Here is a 16,195-nt window from a genome sequence, read left to right as displayed (position 1 = left end):
TACTCCTTCCGAATTTCCAAAGCCGTTTTCCATCAGAAAATTACATTCATTATTAAGGTATTCATTCACGTTCTTCGTATGTTGTTTTTGTACAAAATGCTTCATTTCATTACACTCTTTTCATCATTTTAAGATTTGTTTAGATCTAAAATAGCGTCCATAGCAACCTGTGCATCATCAAAATCGTAAACTTGATCGCCAACGATTTGATATGTCTCATGACCTTTACCCGCTATTAAGACTGTATCGCCTTTTTTCGCATTGGCAATTGCAAAAAAGATGGCTTGTTTGCGATTCACAAAACTATGATAATATGCGTCTGGCACCCCATTTTCCATATCCTTTAAAATAGCTGAAGGATCTTCGCTTCTTGGGTTGTCTGATGTAAATACAGGTTCATCTGCATACTTCACAGCGATTTGGGCCATTTGAGGACGCTTTGTTTTATCACGGTCACCGCCGCAGCCTATCACACAGAAAATTTTGCCCTCTGTTAATTCTCTACACGTTGTCAGGACATTTTCTAAGCTGTCAGGTGTATGGGCGTAATCGACAATAACAGGAAAATCTTGATCACAGTTCACAAGTTCAAATCGGCCTTTGACTCCCTCCAGCTCTTCAATAGCACTTACAATCGTTTCAAATGTTAAGCCAGATACGATCCCTACTGATACAGCTGCTAGGATGTTGTACACATTAAACTTACCGATGAGGGCAACTGTCACATTTTTTGTGCCAATTGGAGTGATCAAATCAAATTGAGTTCCCTTCGGTTTGATTTGAATATTCTTTGCCATCACATCTGCTTTTTGCTCTAAGCCATATGTCATGACTTCAGCAGCTGTAACTTTTTCATAATAACTCGAAGCGTCATCATCTGCATTTAAAATCGCATGCTTTGGCTTATCGTGATGAAAGGCACTGCCAAGCTGTGAAAATAGCAAGCTTTTCGCATGTTTATATTCTTCCATTGTGTTGTGGTAATCAAGATGGTCCTGCGAAAGGTTTGTGAAAACGGCAATATCATAATCACATCCATGTACCCTGCCAAGATGCAGTGCATGTGATGAAACTTCCATAATGGCTGTGTCTACATCTTGGTCAAGCATCTGTTTAAAGGTTTTCTGAAGTGTGACACTTTCAGGTGTAGTGTTTTTCACATCGAGAATGTCATCATTCACCTTCATATACATTGTACCGATTAAGCCTGTTTTCTTTTCAGCTTTTCTCATCATTTGTTCAATCATGTGTGTTGTCGAAGTTTTTCCGTTTGTTCCTGTGATCCCGATGAGATTCAGCTTATGAGTTGGCTGCTCGTAAAACGCATCAGCTATTCTTGCAAGAGCTCTTTGAGAGTGTTTTACAATAATGACTGGTACATCTGATATGTTAAGAGGGTGTTCTGCTACAATCGCTGCAGCCCCGCTTTTCACCGCTTTTTCAGCATAATCGTGTCCATCTACTGTATAGCCTTTTATACAGACAAAAAGGCTTCCTTTTTTCACCTCTCTTGAATCCATTTCAATGGAAGTGATATCAGGATTTTCGTTTATTAATTCGTCATTTTCACTTTTAAAGTATGTAAGGAGTTCTTGTAATTTCATTTCATATCAAACCTCTCAAATTCGTTCACGTGCATGTCTTGTGAAAAAAACACACAGTCTATATTTTATCGTAAAAAAAAGGATACATCCAGCGTATTCCTTAAGTTTCTCTTGGAAAAAACACACTTTAGGCTCTTTTTTTCAAACAGACCTTCTCTTTCAACAAAAAGAGGCAGCCGAATGAGTGCGGCTACCCTCTGTTCATTCTTTATTATTCATCGTTTAAGTATAATCTGATGGTGGAGCCTTCCTTGACCTTTGTCCCGGCAGCAGGCGATTGCTTCACCACTTTACTGCCCGTTCCAGAAGCATCGATCTTAAGGTTAATCAGTAAGGATTCAAGGTCTGAAACAGATCCCCCTACAAGATTCGGTACTTCAATGGTTTTTGTGTCCAGCCACTGGTACTTCTTTTCAATTTGTCCTTTTCTTTTTTTCACACCCATCTCAGGCAGGCTGTCCCGCATAATATGACCCACAATTGGTGCAGCAACTGTCCCGCCAAATTGAATAGTGCCTTTCGGGTTATCTACAGCCACATATACAACGATACTTGGATCATCAGCAGGCGCAAACCCGATAAACGACACAATGTGGTTATTTTCCATGTACTTGCCGTCTTTTACTTTCTGTGCTGTCCCTGTTTTTCCGCCAACTCGATATCCTTCAACAAATGCATTTCGGCCAGTTCCTTGAGCGACTACACTTTCAAGCGCATATCTGATTTCTTTGGATGTTTCTGCTGAAATCACTTTCTTTTTGGCAATCGGTGATTGCTTTTTCACTACCTCTTTTGTGATTGGATCTATCCATTCTTTTGCAATGTACGGCGTGTAAAGTGTTCCGCCATTTACCGCAGCTGCTACGGCAGCTACTTGCTGTATCGGCGTAACAGATACACCTTGACCAAAGGCAGTTGTCGCCTGCTCTACAGGGCCAACCCGGTCCAGCGGGAACAAAATGCCTCGCCCTTCCCCTTGAAGATCGATTCCTGTTTTTTGGCCAAATCCGAAATTTTTAATATAGGAAAATAATTTACCCTTTCCTAGACGGTCGCCTAGTTCAACAAAACCGGGGTTACAGGAGTTTTGAACCACTTCTAAAAATGACTGTGATCCGTGGCCGCCTTTTTTCCAGCACCTAAGTCTTGCACCATCAACTGTCACAGAACCGCTGTCAAAAAAATGATCGCGTTTTAAATTGACTTTTTTCTCTTCTAGTGCTGCTGCAAGCGTAATAATTTTAAACGTCGAACCTGGCTCATATGTGCTCCACACCGGTAGATTTCGGTTAAACACTTTCGAGTCAACTGATTGATAATCCGCTGGATCAAAATCCGGTCTGCTCGACATCCCAAGCACTTCACCGTTCTTCGGGTTCATCGCAATTGCAATCATCCCATCTGGGTTATATTTTGCCTGCGCATTGTCTAATTCCCGTTCTATAATGGTTTGCACCTTCGCATCGACAGTTAACTTCATATCAAGACCATCTTTAGGCGGTGTATAATCATCTGCTTCATCTGGCATTTTCTGCCCTTTTGCATCGGAATAGAACTTTACAGAGCCTTTTTCACCTTTTAGGTCATCATCATAATAGGCTTCCAGTCCAAGTAACCCTTGATTATCAATTCCAGCGAAGCCCAGCACATGAGAAAGAAAACTGCCAAATGGATAGTGTCTGATGCTGTCTTCTGCAACATAAACACCATCTAAATCAAGCTCTCTGACTTCTTTTGCTTTTTCATGAGATACTTTTCTCCCTTCTGGAGAAATTCGTTCGATGGATGTTTTCTTTGTGACGTGCTTGTACGCTTTCTCTTCAGACATATTCAGTACTGCCGCCAGTTTTTTGCTTGTTTCTGCCGGATTTTTAATTTGCCGCGGGACGACCAATATAGATGGGGCACTTTTGTTCGTCGCAAGCTCTACCCCATTTCGGTCCAAAATATCTCCCCTTTCTGGTTCGAACGGGAGGTTCCGGCTCCATGAATCTTTTGCTAAGCTTGTGAGCTTCTCGCCCATAATAAACTGTACATATCCTAATCTAGTATCTATGATGAAAAAAATGATCACCCCAAACAGCAGCACGAAAAGCAATCGTTTTCTCACTGTTACACTTGATACTCGCACGCCTGGTTCACTCCTTACATACATATGGCTTGTTTCCATCATATGCAGGCCCGTCCTTATGTAGAACGTCTCGTCTATCCCGCTCGGCAAAAGAAAAAACCTAGCAAGTGGTTTGCTAGGTTTTGCAGTTAATTCGGACTTTTAAATGTCACAGTGACTACTTCATCTGAAATCTCCGATCCTCTTTTCACACTTTGTTTGACAGCATATCCTTGTCCCTTTGTTTCGATATGCACACCGGAAATGGATGCATATTGAAGGACTTCCCGTCTCGACCAGCCTGTCATATCAGGCATTTTTATCGTTTTTCCTGCTGTTTTCAAGAAAACTTTCTGGCTTTCAGAGAATTCAGAGCCTGCACTTGGCCACTGTCGTTTAATGGAGAGGCCGTCGCCGATGACAACAGGCGTTAAGTTTTTGTTTTTGGCTTCTGTTTCCGCCTGCTTCACTTCTAAATCTAAGAATGAAGGCATTGTTTCTTGCTTCACTTTTTGTTCGCCTGATTTTTTATCGTCTGTTTTTGTTGGTGCAATATTTAAATATAGCAGACTATTTTTCATCACTGGGTTAAAGATTTGTGCAACTGGGGCAGAGCCAGTTTCTGTGTCAGACAGCTGCGGCTGCTGTACAGCTACATAAACGAGCAGCTTCGGATCATCTTTTGGCGCCATACCCATAAATGAAAAGACGTAATCGTTTCTTCCTTTGAGATAACCGCCGGCACCGCCAATTTGTCCTGTTCCTGTTTTCCCAGCAACGTCAAATCCTTTGATTTGGTAAGGCTGGCCTGTTCCAATCTTCGAGGAAACCACCTCACCTAAAATGTCACGGACTTGCTTTGCTGTATCAGAGGAAATTGGCTTTCCAGCTACTGTTGGTTCGTGCTGTAAAATTGTTTTGTTTGTGTTCGGGTCTGTAATATGATCAATAACATATGGCTTCATCATCGTTCCGCCGTTTGCTATCGCTGTCGCTGCTTCTATTTGTTGAATCGGTGTAATGGCAGACGCTTGACCGTAAGCCGTCGATGCTTTGTCATATTCGTATCTGTAATTGATTTTACTAGACGCTTCGTTCGGCAAGTCAATACCTGTTTTGTCATAGAAATGGAACTTCTGCAAATATTGTTCGTAGCGCGTGAAGCCTAGTTTTTCTTTTGCCAGCTTTGCAAAAGCTACGTTAGACGAACGGAGAACACCTTCATGAAAGTCAATTTTTCCCCAGCCATTTCCATTGTTGTGGTCTCTTACAAGGCCTCCTCCTACTTTATAAGTACCAGATTGATATTTATCATTGCCTTGGTAGACCCCTTCTTGGATTGCTGCAGCAAGTGTGAAGATTTTCATCGTTGAACCTGGTTCAAACGCATATGAAATGACATCATTGTTATAATTCGTAATGTCTAATTCATTTAAATTAAAGCTTGGCCGCTGTCCCATCGCGAGCACCTTTCCCGTTTTTGGGTCAACGACTGTGGCAATGATTTTCTTCGGTTTATATTTTTTGGCAACCTGAGTCATACTTTCTTCAAGGAACGCCTGGATTTTTTGATCGATGGTCAGCGTGACATTTTTCCCATCCTTCGGAGCGACAATGTCTTCTTTACTATTTGGAAGAGCCCATCCGCTTCTGTCACTGTTATATGTCACATAGCCGTCTTTTTCTTTTAAAAATTTGTTCAGCGCCTTCTCAAGTCCCATCGCGCCTGACATGTCCTTCGTTGCCTCATCTAATCTTGCATAACCGATCAGATTCGACGCAAACATGCCGTTTGGATAATATCGCTTCGTGTCTTTTTCAAATGCGATCCCTGGAAGCTTTAGCTTTTCAATTTTTTCCTTTGTTGAAAAACTGATGTCTTTCCCAGCTTTACCAAACTCCACTTGGAACGCACCTTTAGTATTCAGACGCTTTAAAATTTCGCTTTCACTCATATCAATGACTTTTGACAGCTCTTTTGCTGTCTTTTCTTTGTCGACGACATGCATCGGGTGCTTTGGGTCGACTGTCATTTTCTTGCTCATGACCGCAATGAGCTTATAAACAGACGTATCCTCTGCAATCACATTTCCATTTCGGTCTAAAATAGACCCTCTTTTGGCTTCAAGTGTTTTCTTCGATTGATATTGTTCATTTGCCTTTGCGGCTAACACTTGGCCATCGACCGTTCCTGTAATCTGAATATAGATAAAACGTGCAAGGATGATAAAGAAAAACAGGGCGAAGCAAATACTCGCAATTGCCGCGCCTCTGTTCATCATTTTATTCTTTTTAGGCATCGCCATCTTAATCGACCTTCTTAACATCTTTCGAAATGCTTAAGCCTGCTTTTTTCGCAGTATCAATGACTCTCTCCGGTTCACTCAGCAAGTCTTTTTCTTTTTGAAGCTCAGTGATCTTCTTTGATTCTAAAGATACTTGCTGTTCTAATTTCTGGACTTCAATATTAGCGTGATAGACAGCAAAGGCTTTAGAAATGATGAGAATGGAGCTGCACATAAGAGCCATGACAAACATGACAAGTAAGATTTTTTCACCAAGTGTGATAGAACCTCTTCTTTTAATAACAACCGATTGGCCTTGCTGCTCTGTTTGATATTGTTTTACTTCTCTTTGGTAAGCCAAATTACTCATAAGAAACCTCCTTTTTATCATCATCTATGGTGTCGTTTTACTTTTTTTCTGCAATTCGGAGCTTCGCTGAACGGGCACGGTTGTTATGTTCCAGCTCTTGTTCTGATGCAACGATTGGTTTTCTCGTGATCAGCTTCAGCTTTGGTTCAAGTCCTTCTGGAATCACTGGTAGTCCGTGCGGAAGTTCTGGAAGAGAAGACATTTCTTTAAATGTACTTTTACAAATCCGGTCTTCAAGTGAATGGAATGTAATGACAGAAATTCTCCCCTTCGGATTGAGTAACTCTATTGCTTGTTCTAGTGCTTCTTCAAAAACTTTCAATTCATCATTTACGGCAATTCGGATCGCTTGAAACACTCTTTTTGCTGGATGTCCGCCAGTTCGTCTTGCAGGTGCGGGAATTCCTTCTTTGATAATGTCGACAAGCTCACCTGTAGTTTCAATTGGTGCTTTTTTTCTAGCTTCTTCAATTTTGCGTGCGATTTGCTTGCTGAATTTTTCTTCCCCATATTTGTAGAAAATCCGAACTAGATCTTCAAACGGCCATTCATTCACCACTTGTTTTGCCGACAATGCGGCTGTTTGATCCATTCGCATGTCAAGAGGTGCATCATGGTGATAACTAAAGCCTCTCTCTGGTGTGTCGAGCTGAGGAGATGAAACCCCAAGGTCAAAAATCACACCGTCTACGCTTGTAATGCCTTGTTCATTCAGACGTTCTTTTAAATATCGGAAGTTGCTCTTTATGAAAAGAATGTTCGCTTTAGAATCCGCGAGCTTCTCTCGTGCATGATCCAGTGCAGCATCGTCTTGGTCAAATCCAATCAATGTACCTTTTTCTGATAGTTGAGATAGTAGATATGAGCTGTGACCTGCTCCGCCCAGCGTGCAGTCTACATATGTACCGTCTTCTTTGACGTTTAAACCGTCAACTGTTTCTTTTAATAATACTGTCTCATGTTGGAACATGATGTTATGGTCCCACCTTTTTCAAATAGAAATGAATGTGTAGAAAGCTTGCTGCACAAGGGATTATTATATATCAAATCCAATCATGTTTTCAGCAATTTCAGCAAAAGAATCTTCTTGCTCTTCTGTATATTGTTCCCAGATCGACTTACTCCACAACTCAATTCGATTTGAAACGCCGATGACCACACATTCTTTTTCGAGTTTTGCATATTGGAGTAGGTTTGATGCGATGTTAATACGCCCCTGCTTGTCCAGATCGCATTCAACTGCGCCAGAGAAGAAGAACCGGGTAAACGCACGTGCATCTTTTTTCGTTAGCGGCAGTGCTTTGAGTTTCTCTTCGATTAGTTTCCACTCACTCATAGGGTAGCCAAATAAACATTGATCAAGCCCTCTCGTCAGCACAAACTGTTCTCCGAGACCGTCTCTAAATTTAGCAGGGATGATCATGCGCCCTTTTGTATCAATCGTATGTTGGTATTCACCCATGAACATGATAATCAGAGCCCCACTTTCTCACCCTTACTCTCCACTATCCACCACTTCTCTCCACAAAACTTATTTTACACTGTTTCTACATAAAAAAAAACCCTGAACTAGTCAGGGTTCATTAAAACTTTATTTCAAAGTTTGACAATTTGCTGCTTGTTTTGAAATGAAAATGGCAGATTTTTGAACGTTTTGAAGAATTCTGGACCATATTTGTTTAAAAAGTACATGATATTCCAAATTCTTTCTTGCGGGGCATCTAATGGTTTTAAGCTGTTTTCAATCCGTTCAAAATCTCGAAGGATATATCCTTCCTTCTCTTCCACACGCTGCGCCACCTTTTGATAAACAAATTGAAGCTGGTCTTCGATAAATTTGGCATTTTTATCTAGCAGCTGTTCGAAGTTTGGTTCAACCTCCAGTGCTTCTTGCCTCAATACGCCATGAACATTCGCTAATTCACGTTTCGCCTGATCAACGGCTTGAACAAAGCTGTCTGGAAGGCTTTGCTCAAAGTGAGCCTCTTTCTTTTCTTTTACTCCGTTTGTGAGCACTTCTTCAAGAGAAAGTTCTCTGACCGGCAGCTTCTTATCGATGTGCCTTTCAAGAATGGTCACGTGCAGTCTTGGAAGAACGGGTGCCATCTTTAATTCAAAATGCTCAAAAATTCCTTTCAGTTCTCCCCAATAGTTGACTTCACCGTGTCCTGCCATAAAAGCAAGTGTTGGGAGAAGGGTTTCCTGCATTAAGGGACGCGTCACCACATTGTTGCTGAACCGTTCTGGGTGCTCCTCAATTTCCTGCAAAAGCTCTTCTTTTGTCCACGTAAGCCCCACTTCTGATATAGAAAACTGGCCGTTTTCTTTTTCAATAAGGAAACGCTCTTCATCATATTCGTAAAACAGGTTCGCCTGATTGTCACCAGCTTCTATGATCGGCTGATATCCCGCTCGTTTCATGGCAGTCTGCGTTTCATTTAAACGAGCTGTGACCGCATCATTTGTCTCAACAATATGCTTGAATAACGTACGCTCAAGTGGTTTGACACCTAAGTCTCCTGAATTAAATAGAAGCAGTCCATCTTCTTCAAAAAGGTCGCATACAATCCATTCAAAGAAATCCGTAAATGTTTGTGATTTGCGTAAACATCGAAGAAGCTGATCAAGCAAGTCATTTGTATACGCAGATTCTTCATATGTTGAAAACACATCGCGAAGCCATTTCTCTGTTTTTTCTTGATGCAGAGGTGTTCTTTTGGCAGCAGTTTTTTTGACGTTATGTAATGGCAGCTTTTGCTTGACTGGACCTTTTTCGCCAGATGTGTAGACAAAATTAATTTCATCTACGTCATGATCCTCACCTGCTACCCAAAAGACTGGAATCACAGGAACGCCAAGCACTGATTCTTTTTCTTTTGCGAACTGAATAATGGATATGATTTTATGTATGGTATAAAGCGGTCCTGCCAGTAGGCCTGCCTGCTGTCCTCCAACCACCATGACACTCCGTTCATCACGGATCTTTTCAATGTTCTGACGCATCGCTGCCGATTCAAACTTTGCGTGGTATGCGCTCATATAATCCGCTAAAGCCTCGCGCGGGAAGCTCATTTCCATGAGATCGTCGTATCTTTTTTTCCATGTGTGCTCAGAATGTATATCATAATCAAAAAAAGCAGTCATCTCTTTTTTTTCTTCTATATAATCACGTATGAATAAATTCTGACTTCGGATGGAAAGTTCAGTCAATTGCATGTTTAGAACTTCCTTTCTTCAATAAATAGTTAGTTTCCCGAAAAAAGTATAGCATGTAAATGAGCTCACTCAAAAGATTTTGTTTGCTTTTTTTCCAATACTTCCAAGCTTCGATTGAAGAAAGTAAGATGTGGCGCCAGAATTTCTTGAGCTTGAGCCTTTTTTAAAAGATAGCCAACGATGGCTTTTCTTTCGGTTTCACGGCCTTTGACGATATCTTGAAGCATTGACGATTGATTGGCGGCCGTTTTCTTACAAATGGAAACGACGTGTGACCAGAGCCGCTCTTTTTCAGCCAGACCTAGAATGGACAATGCTTCCTCAAATGCACATTTCATCATGTATTCATATGCAGGAGTTGCGATCAATTCTCCATTTTTCACATGCAATAAAGCCGTGAGCGGGTTAATACAGACATTGACCAGCAGTTTTTCCTCCAGCACTTTTTTCCATTCATCCGTATAAATCATCTGAAATTGGGCCGGCATTTCATTCAAAGCATTTCTCATAGCAGCTGCATCCTCAGGATGAAAAGCCCCCCACTTGATGACACCAATCCCTGTATGGTTTACTGCATGATCTGATACCTTCATCGCCCCGTGCTCTACAACACCGATATATATCGAATGCGGCGTGTCCCAGTTTTCTAAATCTAATAAGTGGGCCATGCCATTTTGTAAAAATAAGATTCGTTGACGAGGTAATGTGGATAGTTCATCAAGCACCTCTTGCAGCTGGTGATATTTCACCGTCACAATCAGCAGATCAAATACTCCTGTAATCCCTGCCCTTGCCTCCGCAGACGCCAGGAATGTGTCTCCTTTTACCGTTCGCTTAATACCTGATGTTCGAATCTCCTCTGCTTGTTCTTTTCTTCTTGTCAAAACAGTGATGTCATGATGCTGTGATAAATAACTGGCACAAAGCAGACCAATCGCACCGCCGCCAATGATTCCTATGTTCAACTGCCGCACTTCCCTTTTTCTGTTTACTTCATCATATCAACCATTTTAACAGTTTCAAGCCGCGATGCAAAAAGCAGATGGCGCGCCGCGATTGAATTTTTTTAATTTAAAAACTATAATAATAAGTGTAAAAACTTTTTGAGGCGGATGGGATGAAAACGCCTTCAACGACATCACTGTCAACATTATGTGTGTAAGGGGGAAGATCATATGACACAAGTAAAACGACTTCTAATCAATTACAAAACTTTAGAGGAATTTAAACAATTTAAGGAATATGGCATACAAGAACTATCCATGCTTGAAGACCTTGAAAGTAATATGATTGAAAATGACAGCAACTCTCCATTTTACGGGATTTATTTTGGAGATAAGCTGGTTGCACGTATGAGCCTTTATCAAGTGGACGGCTCGACGACAACGTATTTTGACCACAATCATGATTATTTAGAGCTGTGGAAGCTGGAAGTGCTTCCTGGGTATCAACGTAAAGGGTACGGCGAAGCACTTGTTGATTTCGCCAAATCTTTCGGACTGCCAATCCGGACCAATCCACGCGTCAAATCTGCTGGTTTTTGGGATAAAATGGGCTTTGAAGCGGTAAAATATGATATGGAACGCGACAAAGGTGAAAATCCACTCATCTGGGAACCTGCCCATATTCAAAAGAATACAGGTGAATCCGCTTAATCACTGATGGCAAAACGCCCCTCCTTTCTCTGTGAGGGGCGTTTTCTTATTTAGCATATTCTTTTAAGTTGATATTCTGTTTGACTCTTTCAACAATCCCAATAAGTGCCCGGTAATCTTCTTCCGTCATTTTTAATTGCCGCTTCAAATGTTCATTTTCTTCTGTGAGCGACTTCAGTTGATGCTGCGTGTCCGCCAGTTCTTCGCGTAAATAAGCTGAGCCAGCCGGTTCTTTTTCAAGCTTCTCTAAAAACTGAATCACTTCTCGCAAGGTCAATTCAGCCTGATCTGAAGTTGCCTTTTCTTCTATCGTTAACGTATTCTGTGGTAAACCCGAGGAATGAATCCCAATCTTTTTACGCAGTTCTTTTCGCTGTTTTTTCGCCAGCTCAATGCCTGCCTGATATTGTTTTCTGACGTATGAATTCCACCTGAAGCCACATGCTGCCGCTGTTCTTGACAATGCTTTCCCGACTTCCTCAAATGCGGAAAGCTGCGTTCCTCCATCTCGAATATGCCTTAAGACGACTTCTGCTAAAAGTAAATCTTCATCTTGTGTCCATGCGTCCTGCCTTGTAATCGTCAATTGATCATCCCCCCTGAATCTGAATACCACATCATATGCGCTTACTAGAGTAGATAGACTATTTGCAGGAGAGAAACCTAAAAAATAGACAAATAAAAAAACGCAAGGGAAGATTCCCTTACGCTTTTTTATCAAGCATTAGTTGCTTTTTACGTCTTTGCCTTTGTATGTTCCGCAAGATTTGCAGACACGATGAGAAATTTTCATTTCACCGCATTCTGGGCAAGCTACCATACCAGGTACTTGTAGTTTGAAATGCGTACGACGCAATCTTTTTTTCATTTTAGAAGTTCTTCTAAAAGGTACAGCCATTATTCCCACCTCCTTAAAGAGTTAAGATTCATTATTTTCTTCTAAGAGCTTCTTCAAGCCTTCCAGACGCGGATCAATTCGGTTTTGATGTGCATCTTCCGAAATGACCGCCCAGTCATTCCCTTCCTGTGGTGCAGCACCTTTTACGTCTGTTTGGTCGCAAAAGATTTGCATCGGCACTTCAAGAAGAATTTCTTCCTTGACTATAGGCGTTAAGTCGATGATATCGTCTTCTACAACAGATACGTCTTCATCTTCTATATCGTCTGTCTTATGAAGTACAAATAGTTCTTTCGTTGAAATCGCAAATGGATAATTTACATCAACAAGCGTTCTTGAACAAGGCAATGTCATTTCACCTGTGATGGTTAAATCAAATGCGACTTGCTTTGATTCGATCACTCCAGTCCCTTTCACCTCTACCGGTGAAATACGACGTATATCTGAATGAAGGCTAGTAAGTTCATTTAAGTCAACCGTCTCATGAAAATCGAAGCTGTTTTTAGCTTTTTGATGTAACTGATAAACTGTCCATTTCAATTGTATCACCTCTAAGAGCAACAAACATGATTATAGCTTTCATCATGCTATTTGTCAATATTTTTTCTTTACAGTCCTTTGTGATGTCAGAGCGTTGTTTGACATCAGTTCACGGAATGCCTACACTGAAAAAAATGGGCTTCATTTTTCCCTTATGCTACTGTAGCATAGACCATTTAACCATAGCAAGAAAGGCGGAACATCTATTGAAAGCAACAGGAGTTGTTGTCGAGTACAATCCATTTCATTATGGACATGCCTATCATGTTCGCCAGGCGAAAACACATACCTCCTCAGATGTAGCCATTGCCGTCATGAGCGGATCCTTTCTCCAGCGCGGAGAGCCCGCTATCGTCTCCAAATGGGCACGAACAAAAATGGCATTGCAAAACGGTGTAGACATCGTGTGTGAGCTTCCATACATATATGCAGTGCAAAAGGCAGAAACCTTTGCAAACGGCGCTGTGTCTATTCTAGATGCTTTAAAATGCCGCTCCCTTTTTTTCGGAAGTGAGGACGGAAACATCAAAGCATTTGAGCGAACAGCTCACGCTTGGCATGAGAAAAAAGAAGAAATCGACCTTTTCACAAAAGCAAAGGTAAAAGAAGGTCTTAGTTATCCGGCTGCCGCTGCCGCTGCGTTTCAAGAGGTCATTGATCCGAAACACTTACTGGATCTGTCTAGGCCTAATAACATTTTAGGCTTCCATTATGTCAAAGCCATCTTAGAGAGATCTCCTCACATAGAGCCCTTTACCTCTCAAAGAATTGCATCCGGTTATCATGATCAAGAGCTTCCTAAACATCAGAAAATCGCAAGCGCTACAAGCATCCGAAAAGCCTTAAAAGAGAATGGGTCATTTGAAACTGTCGCCTCTTATCTCCCGGAAGCCTCGCTTAAGCAATTACATGACTATTATTCTTCTTATGATCTTTTACATACGCAAGAAGACTATTTCAGCTTCTTAAAACATGTGTTTCACACAATGGATACAGCAGAACTAGAAGGCATCTATGAAATTGAAGAAGGCATCGAACACCGCATGCAAAAGGCGATCACACATGCGTCCTCCTACGAGGAATATCTATCACTTGTGAAAACAAAACGATATACGTGGACAAGGCTGCAGCGGATGAATACGCACCTTTTAATGAGGGTGAAGAAAACGGTCATGCATGAGCTGCTAAAGGAGAAACAAGCACCATACATTCGTTTACTTGGTATGTCAAAGAAAGGTCAGCAATATTTATCTCTTGTAAAAAAGGAATTGGACGTACCGCTTGTCAGCAAGCTGTCTTCCTTTTCACATCCTGCCCTTGATCTTGACATTCGCGCTTCCCGCGTCTTCAGCCTTCCCATCAGCGAACCAATGCAAACAAAGTTAACAGAAGCAGAATTTAAAACCTCACCGATCCGCTATGATGAAGAGACTGGTCTCTTCCAATCTCGATAAAAAAAGCAGCCTAAGGCTGCTCTCTGATTGTTGACAAAGGGCTAAAAGGATCTTTATTTTAGTCCTTTGTCCTCTTTTCAGCGTGATAGAAAACCTTTGAAGTCTAGGAAGGGCGAGCACCGGAACGGAGCGAATTTGACATTCGTGAGTACCGGCGCAGAGACCTGACACCGAATGCGAGGGTTTGTCTACACGCTGAGAGCAGCCTGTGATAAAGGCTGCTCTTTTTTCACTTAAGATGCTTTCTCTTTTAACTTGTTTAAATAGTTCAGTGCGTCCTGCATTGTGTCCACAGGAACGATTTTCATATTACTTTTAATATCTTTTGCTGTTTTCACTGCATTTTTGTAGTCTGAATTTGGATCACCTTTATCGTTTGGTGCAAAGAAGATATCTTTTCCTGCTTTATCTGCTGCAACAACCTTTTGATCTATTCCGCCAATTGGCCCGACCGTACCATCAGCGTCAATCGTTCCAGTCCCTGCAATCGCATAACCATGTGTTTCGTCTTCTTTTGTCAGCTGGTTATAAATTTCAAGTGACATCATTAAACCTGCCGACGGGCCGCCGATATTTTCAATATCGACCTTAATGGAAGGCGAGACTTTCACATTTCGGTCTGTAAATAATGATACGCCAATTCCAACTCGGTTCGGCTCTTCTTTAAAAGGTTTTAACTTCACTTTCTGCGTGATATCCTTGCCGTTTCGTTCAAGGACAAAACGGACAGATGTACCAGCTTTTTGACGGCTGATATACGACACCATTTTATCAGCAGAATCATACGTCTTGCCATCAACGCTTTTAATCCGGTCGCCCACTTCAATTTTGCCATAAGCAGGCATGCCTTTCATGACGTAGCTCGCATATACCCCATTAAACGTATAATCTACTTTTTTGCCTGCTTTTGTATACGCTGCAATCATGGCATTTTCTTGAGAGCTTTTCATCAGCTGAAGCTGTCTTTTCATATAATCTTCATCCGACTCTCCGTCCGCTTTAATATTTTCTTCTGGGACGATCTCGTCATATTTATTCATTTTCGCAAGTAAATACGTATACGGATTGGCTGGACCTACTTTTATCGTCATAAGAGAGAAGCTGCCCTTCTCGCCGTATCCACCGTCCACTTGAATGTGAGGGGCAATCTCTGTTGCATCACCCGGCTTTGTCACGTAATACGGCAGTTTAACAAAAGTTAAGCCAAATAAGACAAGAACAACGACAAAAAAGCTGAGCCAGCGAATATTCAATTTTTTCATTCGATTAACACTCCCATTTATCAATGACATCTTTCAGTTTACCTGCTAGTTGATCTGCGGCGAGCTCACCAGCTTCAATCATCTCCTGAACCTGGGTGAACGAACTAGAGCTAAATGTTTCAAGCCTCGGCCGGATCATGAGATCTGCATGAATGGTTTGATGACGGACCAATTCATTTTGAAGGATGTCCAAACTTTGCATAATCACATCCGATAATCTCGTCGCCTTTTCTGTTTTTTTCACCCTTGATACATCAGAGGCGATAATAAGGTCTGCGCCCATTTCTTTTAAAACAGACACAGGAATGCGGTCAACAACCGCTCCATCCACTAGCTGTCTGCCGCCCATTTCGTGAGGAACAAACACGCCTGGAATGCTGATGCTTGCTCTGACTGCTTGTGAGACAGACCCTTCTTTAAACACAACCTTCTCCCCTGTTTCGAGGTCACAGGCAACCACCGCAAGGGGCATTCTTAATTCTTCGAATGTTTTCCCATATGTAAACGTGTGAATCAGCTGCAAAATTCGATTTCCTTTTAAAAGACCGATTTTTGGCAGTGTATAGTCAGCATAATACTTTCTTCTGAAGACAAGTGCAAGTTTTTTCATTTTTTCTACGTCTTGTCCTGCCGCATAAAAGCTCCCAACAAGTGCGCCAATACTGCTTCCAGCAATCATATCTACCTGTATTCCTTGCTTCTCAAGACTAGACAATACCCCGATATGCGCCATTCCCCTCGCACCCCCGGAGCCTAGTGCAAGCCCGATGATCGGTCGCTTCATGAAAATCCACCCTCCTC

General features: G+C 41.7%; 15 protein-coding genes. 2 read left to right on the top strand and 13 right to left on the bottom strand.

Translation table 11 applies throughout. The annotated features are described in order from the left end of the window. Positions 1 to 128: 128 nt before the first annotated feature. The 8 genes from NSS65_RS07655 to NSS65_RS07620 all read right to left on the bottom strand — a co-directional run bounded on the left by NSS65_RS07655 (position 129) and on the right by NSS65_RS07620 (position 10,550). Positions 129 to 1,604, bottom strand: a complete 1,476-nt coding sequence (locus NSS65_RS07655; RefSeq protein ID WP_326135097.1) for a UDP-N-acetylmuramoyl-L-alanyl-D-glutamate--2,6-diaminopimelate ligase — start codon at positions 1,602 to 1,604, stop codon at positions 129 to 131. A gap of 211 nt (positions 1,605 to 1,815) precedes the next feature. After that, entirely contained in the window at positions 1,816 to 3,735 is a 1,920-nt protein-coding gene (locus NSS65_RS07650) for a stage V sporulation protein D (RefSeq protein WP_217008576.1), read from the bottom strand. A 128-nt stretch (positions 3,736 to 3,863) separates the two neighbouring features. Continuing rightward, positions 3,864 to 6,014, bottom strand: coding sequence for a penicillin-binding protein (locus NSS65_RS07645; protein ID WP_034281955.1), 2,151 nt, complete (start codon positions 6,012 to 6,014; stop codon positions 3,864 to 3,866). 7 nt (positions 6,015 to 6,021) lie between these two features. Further along, positions 6,022 to 6,369 carry a cell division protein FtsL gene (gene ftsL, locus NSS65_RS07640; RefSeq protein WP_024424265.1) on the bottom strand — a complete coding sequence of 116 codons (348 nt, stop codon included), beginning with the start codon at positions 6,367 to 6,369 and terminating at the stop codon, positions 6,022 to 6,024. 37 nt (positions 6,370 to 6,406) lie between these two features. Then, entirely contained in the window at positions 6,407 to 7,339 is a 933-nt protein-coding gene (gene rsmH, locus NSS65_RS07635; protein ID WP_024426925.1) for a 16S rRNA (cytosine(1402)-N(4))-methyltransferase RsmH, read from the bottom strand. Between the two features lie 66 nt (positions 7,340 to 7,405). Then, entirely contained in the window at positions 7,406 to 7,837 is a 432-nt protein-coding gene (gene mraZ, locus NSS65_RS07630; RefSeq protein WP_003211163.1) for a division/cell wall cluster transcriptional repressor MraZ, read from the bottom strand. A 128-nt stretch (positions 7,838 to 7,965) separates the two neighbouring features. Beyond that, complete coding sequence (bshC, locus tag NSS65_RS07625; RefSeq protein ID WP_326135096.1) at positions 7,966 to 9,585, bottom strand: bacillithiol biosynthesis cysteine-adding enzyme BshC; 1,620 nt, start codon at positions 9,583 to 9,585, stop codon at positions 7,966 to 7,968. Between the two features lie 65 nt (positions 9,586 to 9,650). Then, positions 9,651 to 10,550, bottom strand: coding sequence for a 2-dehydropantoate 2-reductase (locus NSS65_RS07620; RefSeq protein ID WP_065214324.1), 900 nt, complete (start codon positions 10,548 to 10,550; stop codon positions 9,651 to 9,653). Positions 10,551 to 10,760: 210 nt separating this feature from the next. Between NSS65_RS07620 and NSS65_RS07615 the strand changes: the two genes are divergently transcribed. Beyond that, entirely contained in the window at positions 10,761 to 11,240 is a 480-nt protein-coding gene (locus tag NSS65_RS07615; RefSeq protein WP_007499784.1) for an N-acetyltransferase, read from the top strand. Between the two features lie 46 nt (positions 11,241 to 11,286). Here NSS65_RS07615 and gerR read toward each other — a convergent pair whose 3' ends face one another. From gerR to NSS65_RS07600, 3 genes are all read right to left on the bottom strand, one after another. Next, positions 11,287 to 11,826, bottom strand: a complete 540-nt coding sequence (gene gerR, locus NSS65_RS07610; RefSeq protein WP_061109804.1) for a sporulation-specific transcriptional regulator GerR — start codon at positions 11,824 to 11,826, stop codon at positions 11,287 to 11,289. Positions 11,827 to 11,964: 138 nt separating this feature from the next. Then, positions 11,965 to 12,138: a 50S ribosomal protein L32 gene (gene rpmF / locus NSS65_RS07605; protein ID WP_008354700.1), complete on the bottom strand. Its 174-nt coding sequence runs from the start codon at positions 12,136 to 12,138 to the stop codon at positions 11,965 to 11,967. 21 nt (positions 12,139 to 12,159) lie between these two features. Continuing rightward, entirely contained in the window at positions 12,160 to 12,678 is a 519-nt protein-coding gene (locus NSS65_RS07600) for a DUF177 domain-containing protein (RefSeq protein WP_019743276.1), read from the bottom strand. 206 nt (positions 12,679 to 12,884) lie between these two features. Here NSS65_RS07600 and NSS65_RS07595 point away from each other — a divergent pair, with 206 nt between their 5' ends. Then, complete coding sequence (locus NSS65_RS07595) at positions 12,885 to 14,132, top strand: nucleotidyltransferase (RefSeq protein WP_065214463.1); 1,248 nt, start codon at positions 12,885 to 12,887, stop codon at positions 14,130 to 14,132. Between the two features lie 233 nt (positions 14,133 to 14,365). Here the strand turns inward: NSS65_RS07595 and NSS65_RS07590 are convergent, their stop codons facing one another. Both NSS65_RS07590 and NSS65_RS07585 read right to left on the bottom strand, forming a co-directional pair. Further along, complete coding sequence (locus tag NSS65_RS07590; protein WP_024426920.1) at positions 14,366 to 15,394, bottom strand: SepM family pheromone-processing serine protease; 1,029 nt, start codon at positions 15,392 to 15,394, stop codon at positions 14,366 to 14,368. A 4-nt stretch (positions 15,395 to 15,398) separates the two neighbouring features. Beyond that, positions 15,399 to 16,178 carry a patatin-like phospholipase family protein gene (locus tag NSS65_RS07585; RefSeq protein WP_041117300.1) on the bottom strand — a complete coding sequence of 260 codons (780 nt, stop codon included), beginning with the start codon at positions 16,176 to 16,178 and terminating at the stop codon, positions 15,399 to 15,401. Between the last annotated feature and the right edge of the window lie 17 nt (positions 16,179 to 16,195).

The organism is Bacillus sp. FSL K6-1006, from assembly GCF_038593175.1.
Taxonomy (GTDB): domain Bacteria; phylum Bacillota; class Bacilli; order Bacillales; family Bacillaceae; genus Bacillus; species Bacillus safensis.
Note: the sequence above shows the minus strand (reverse complement) of the source record. Positions and strands in the feature narration are given on the sequence as shown.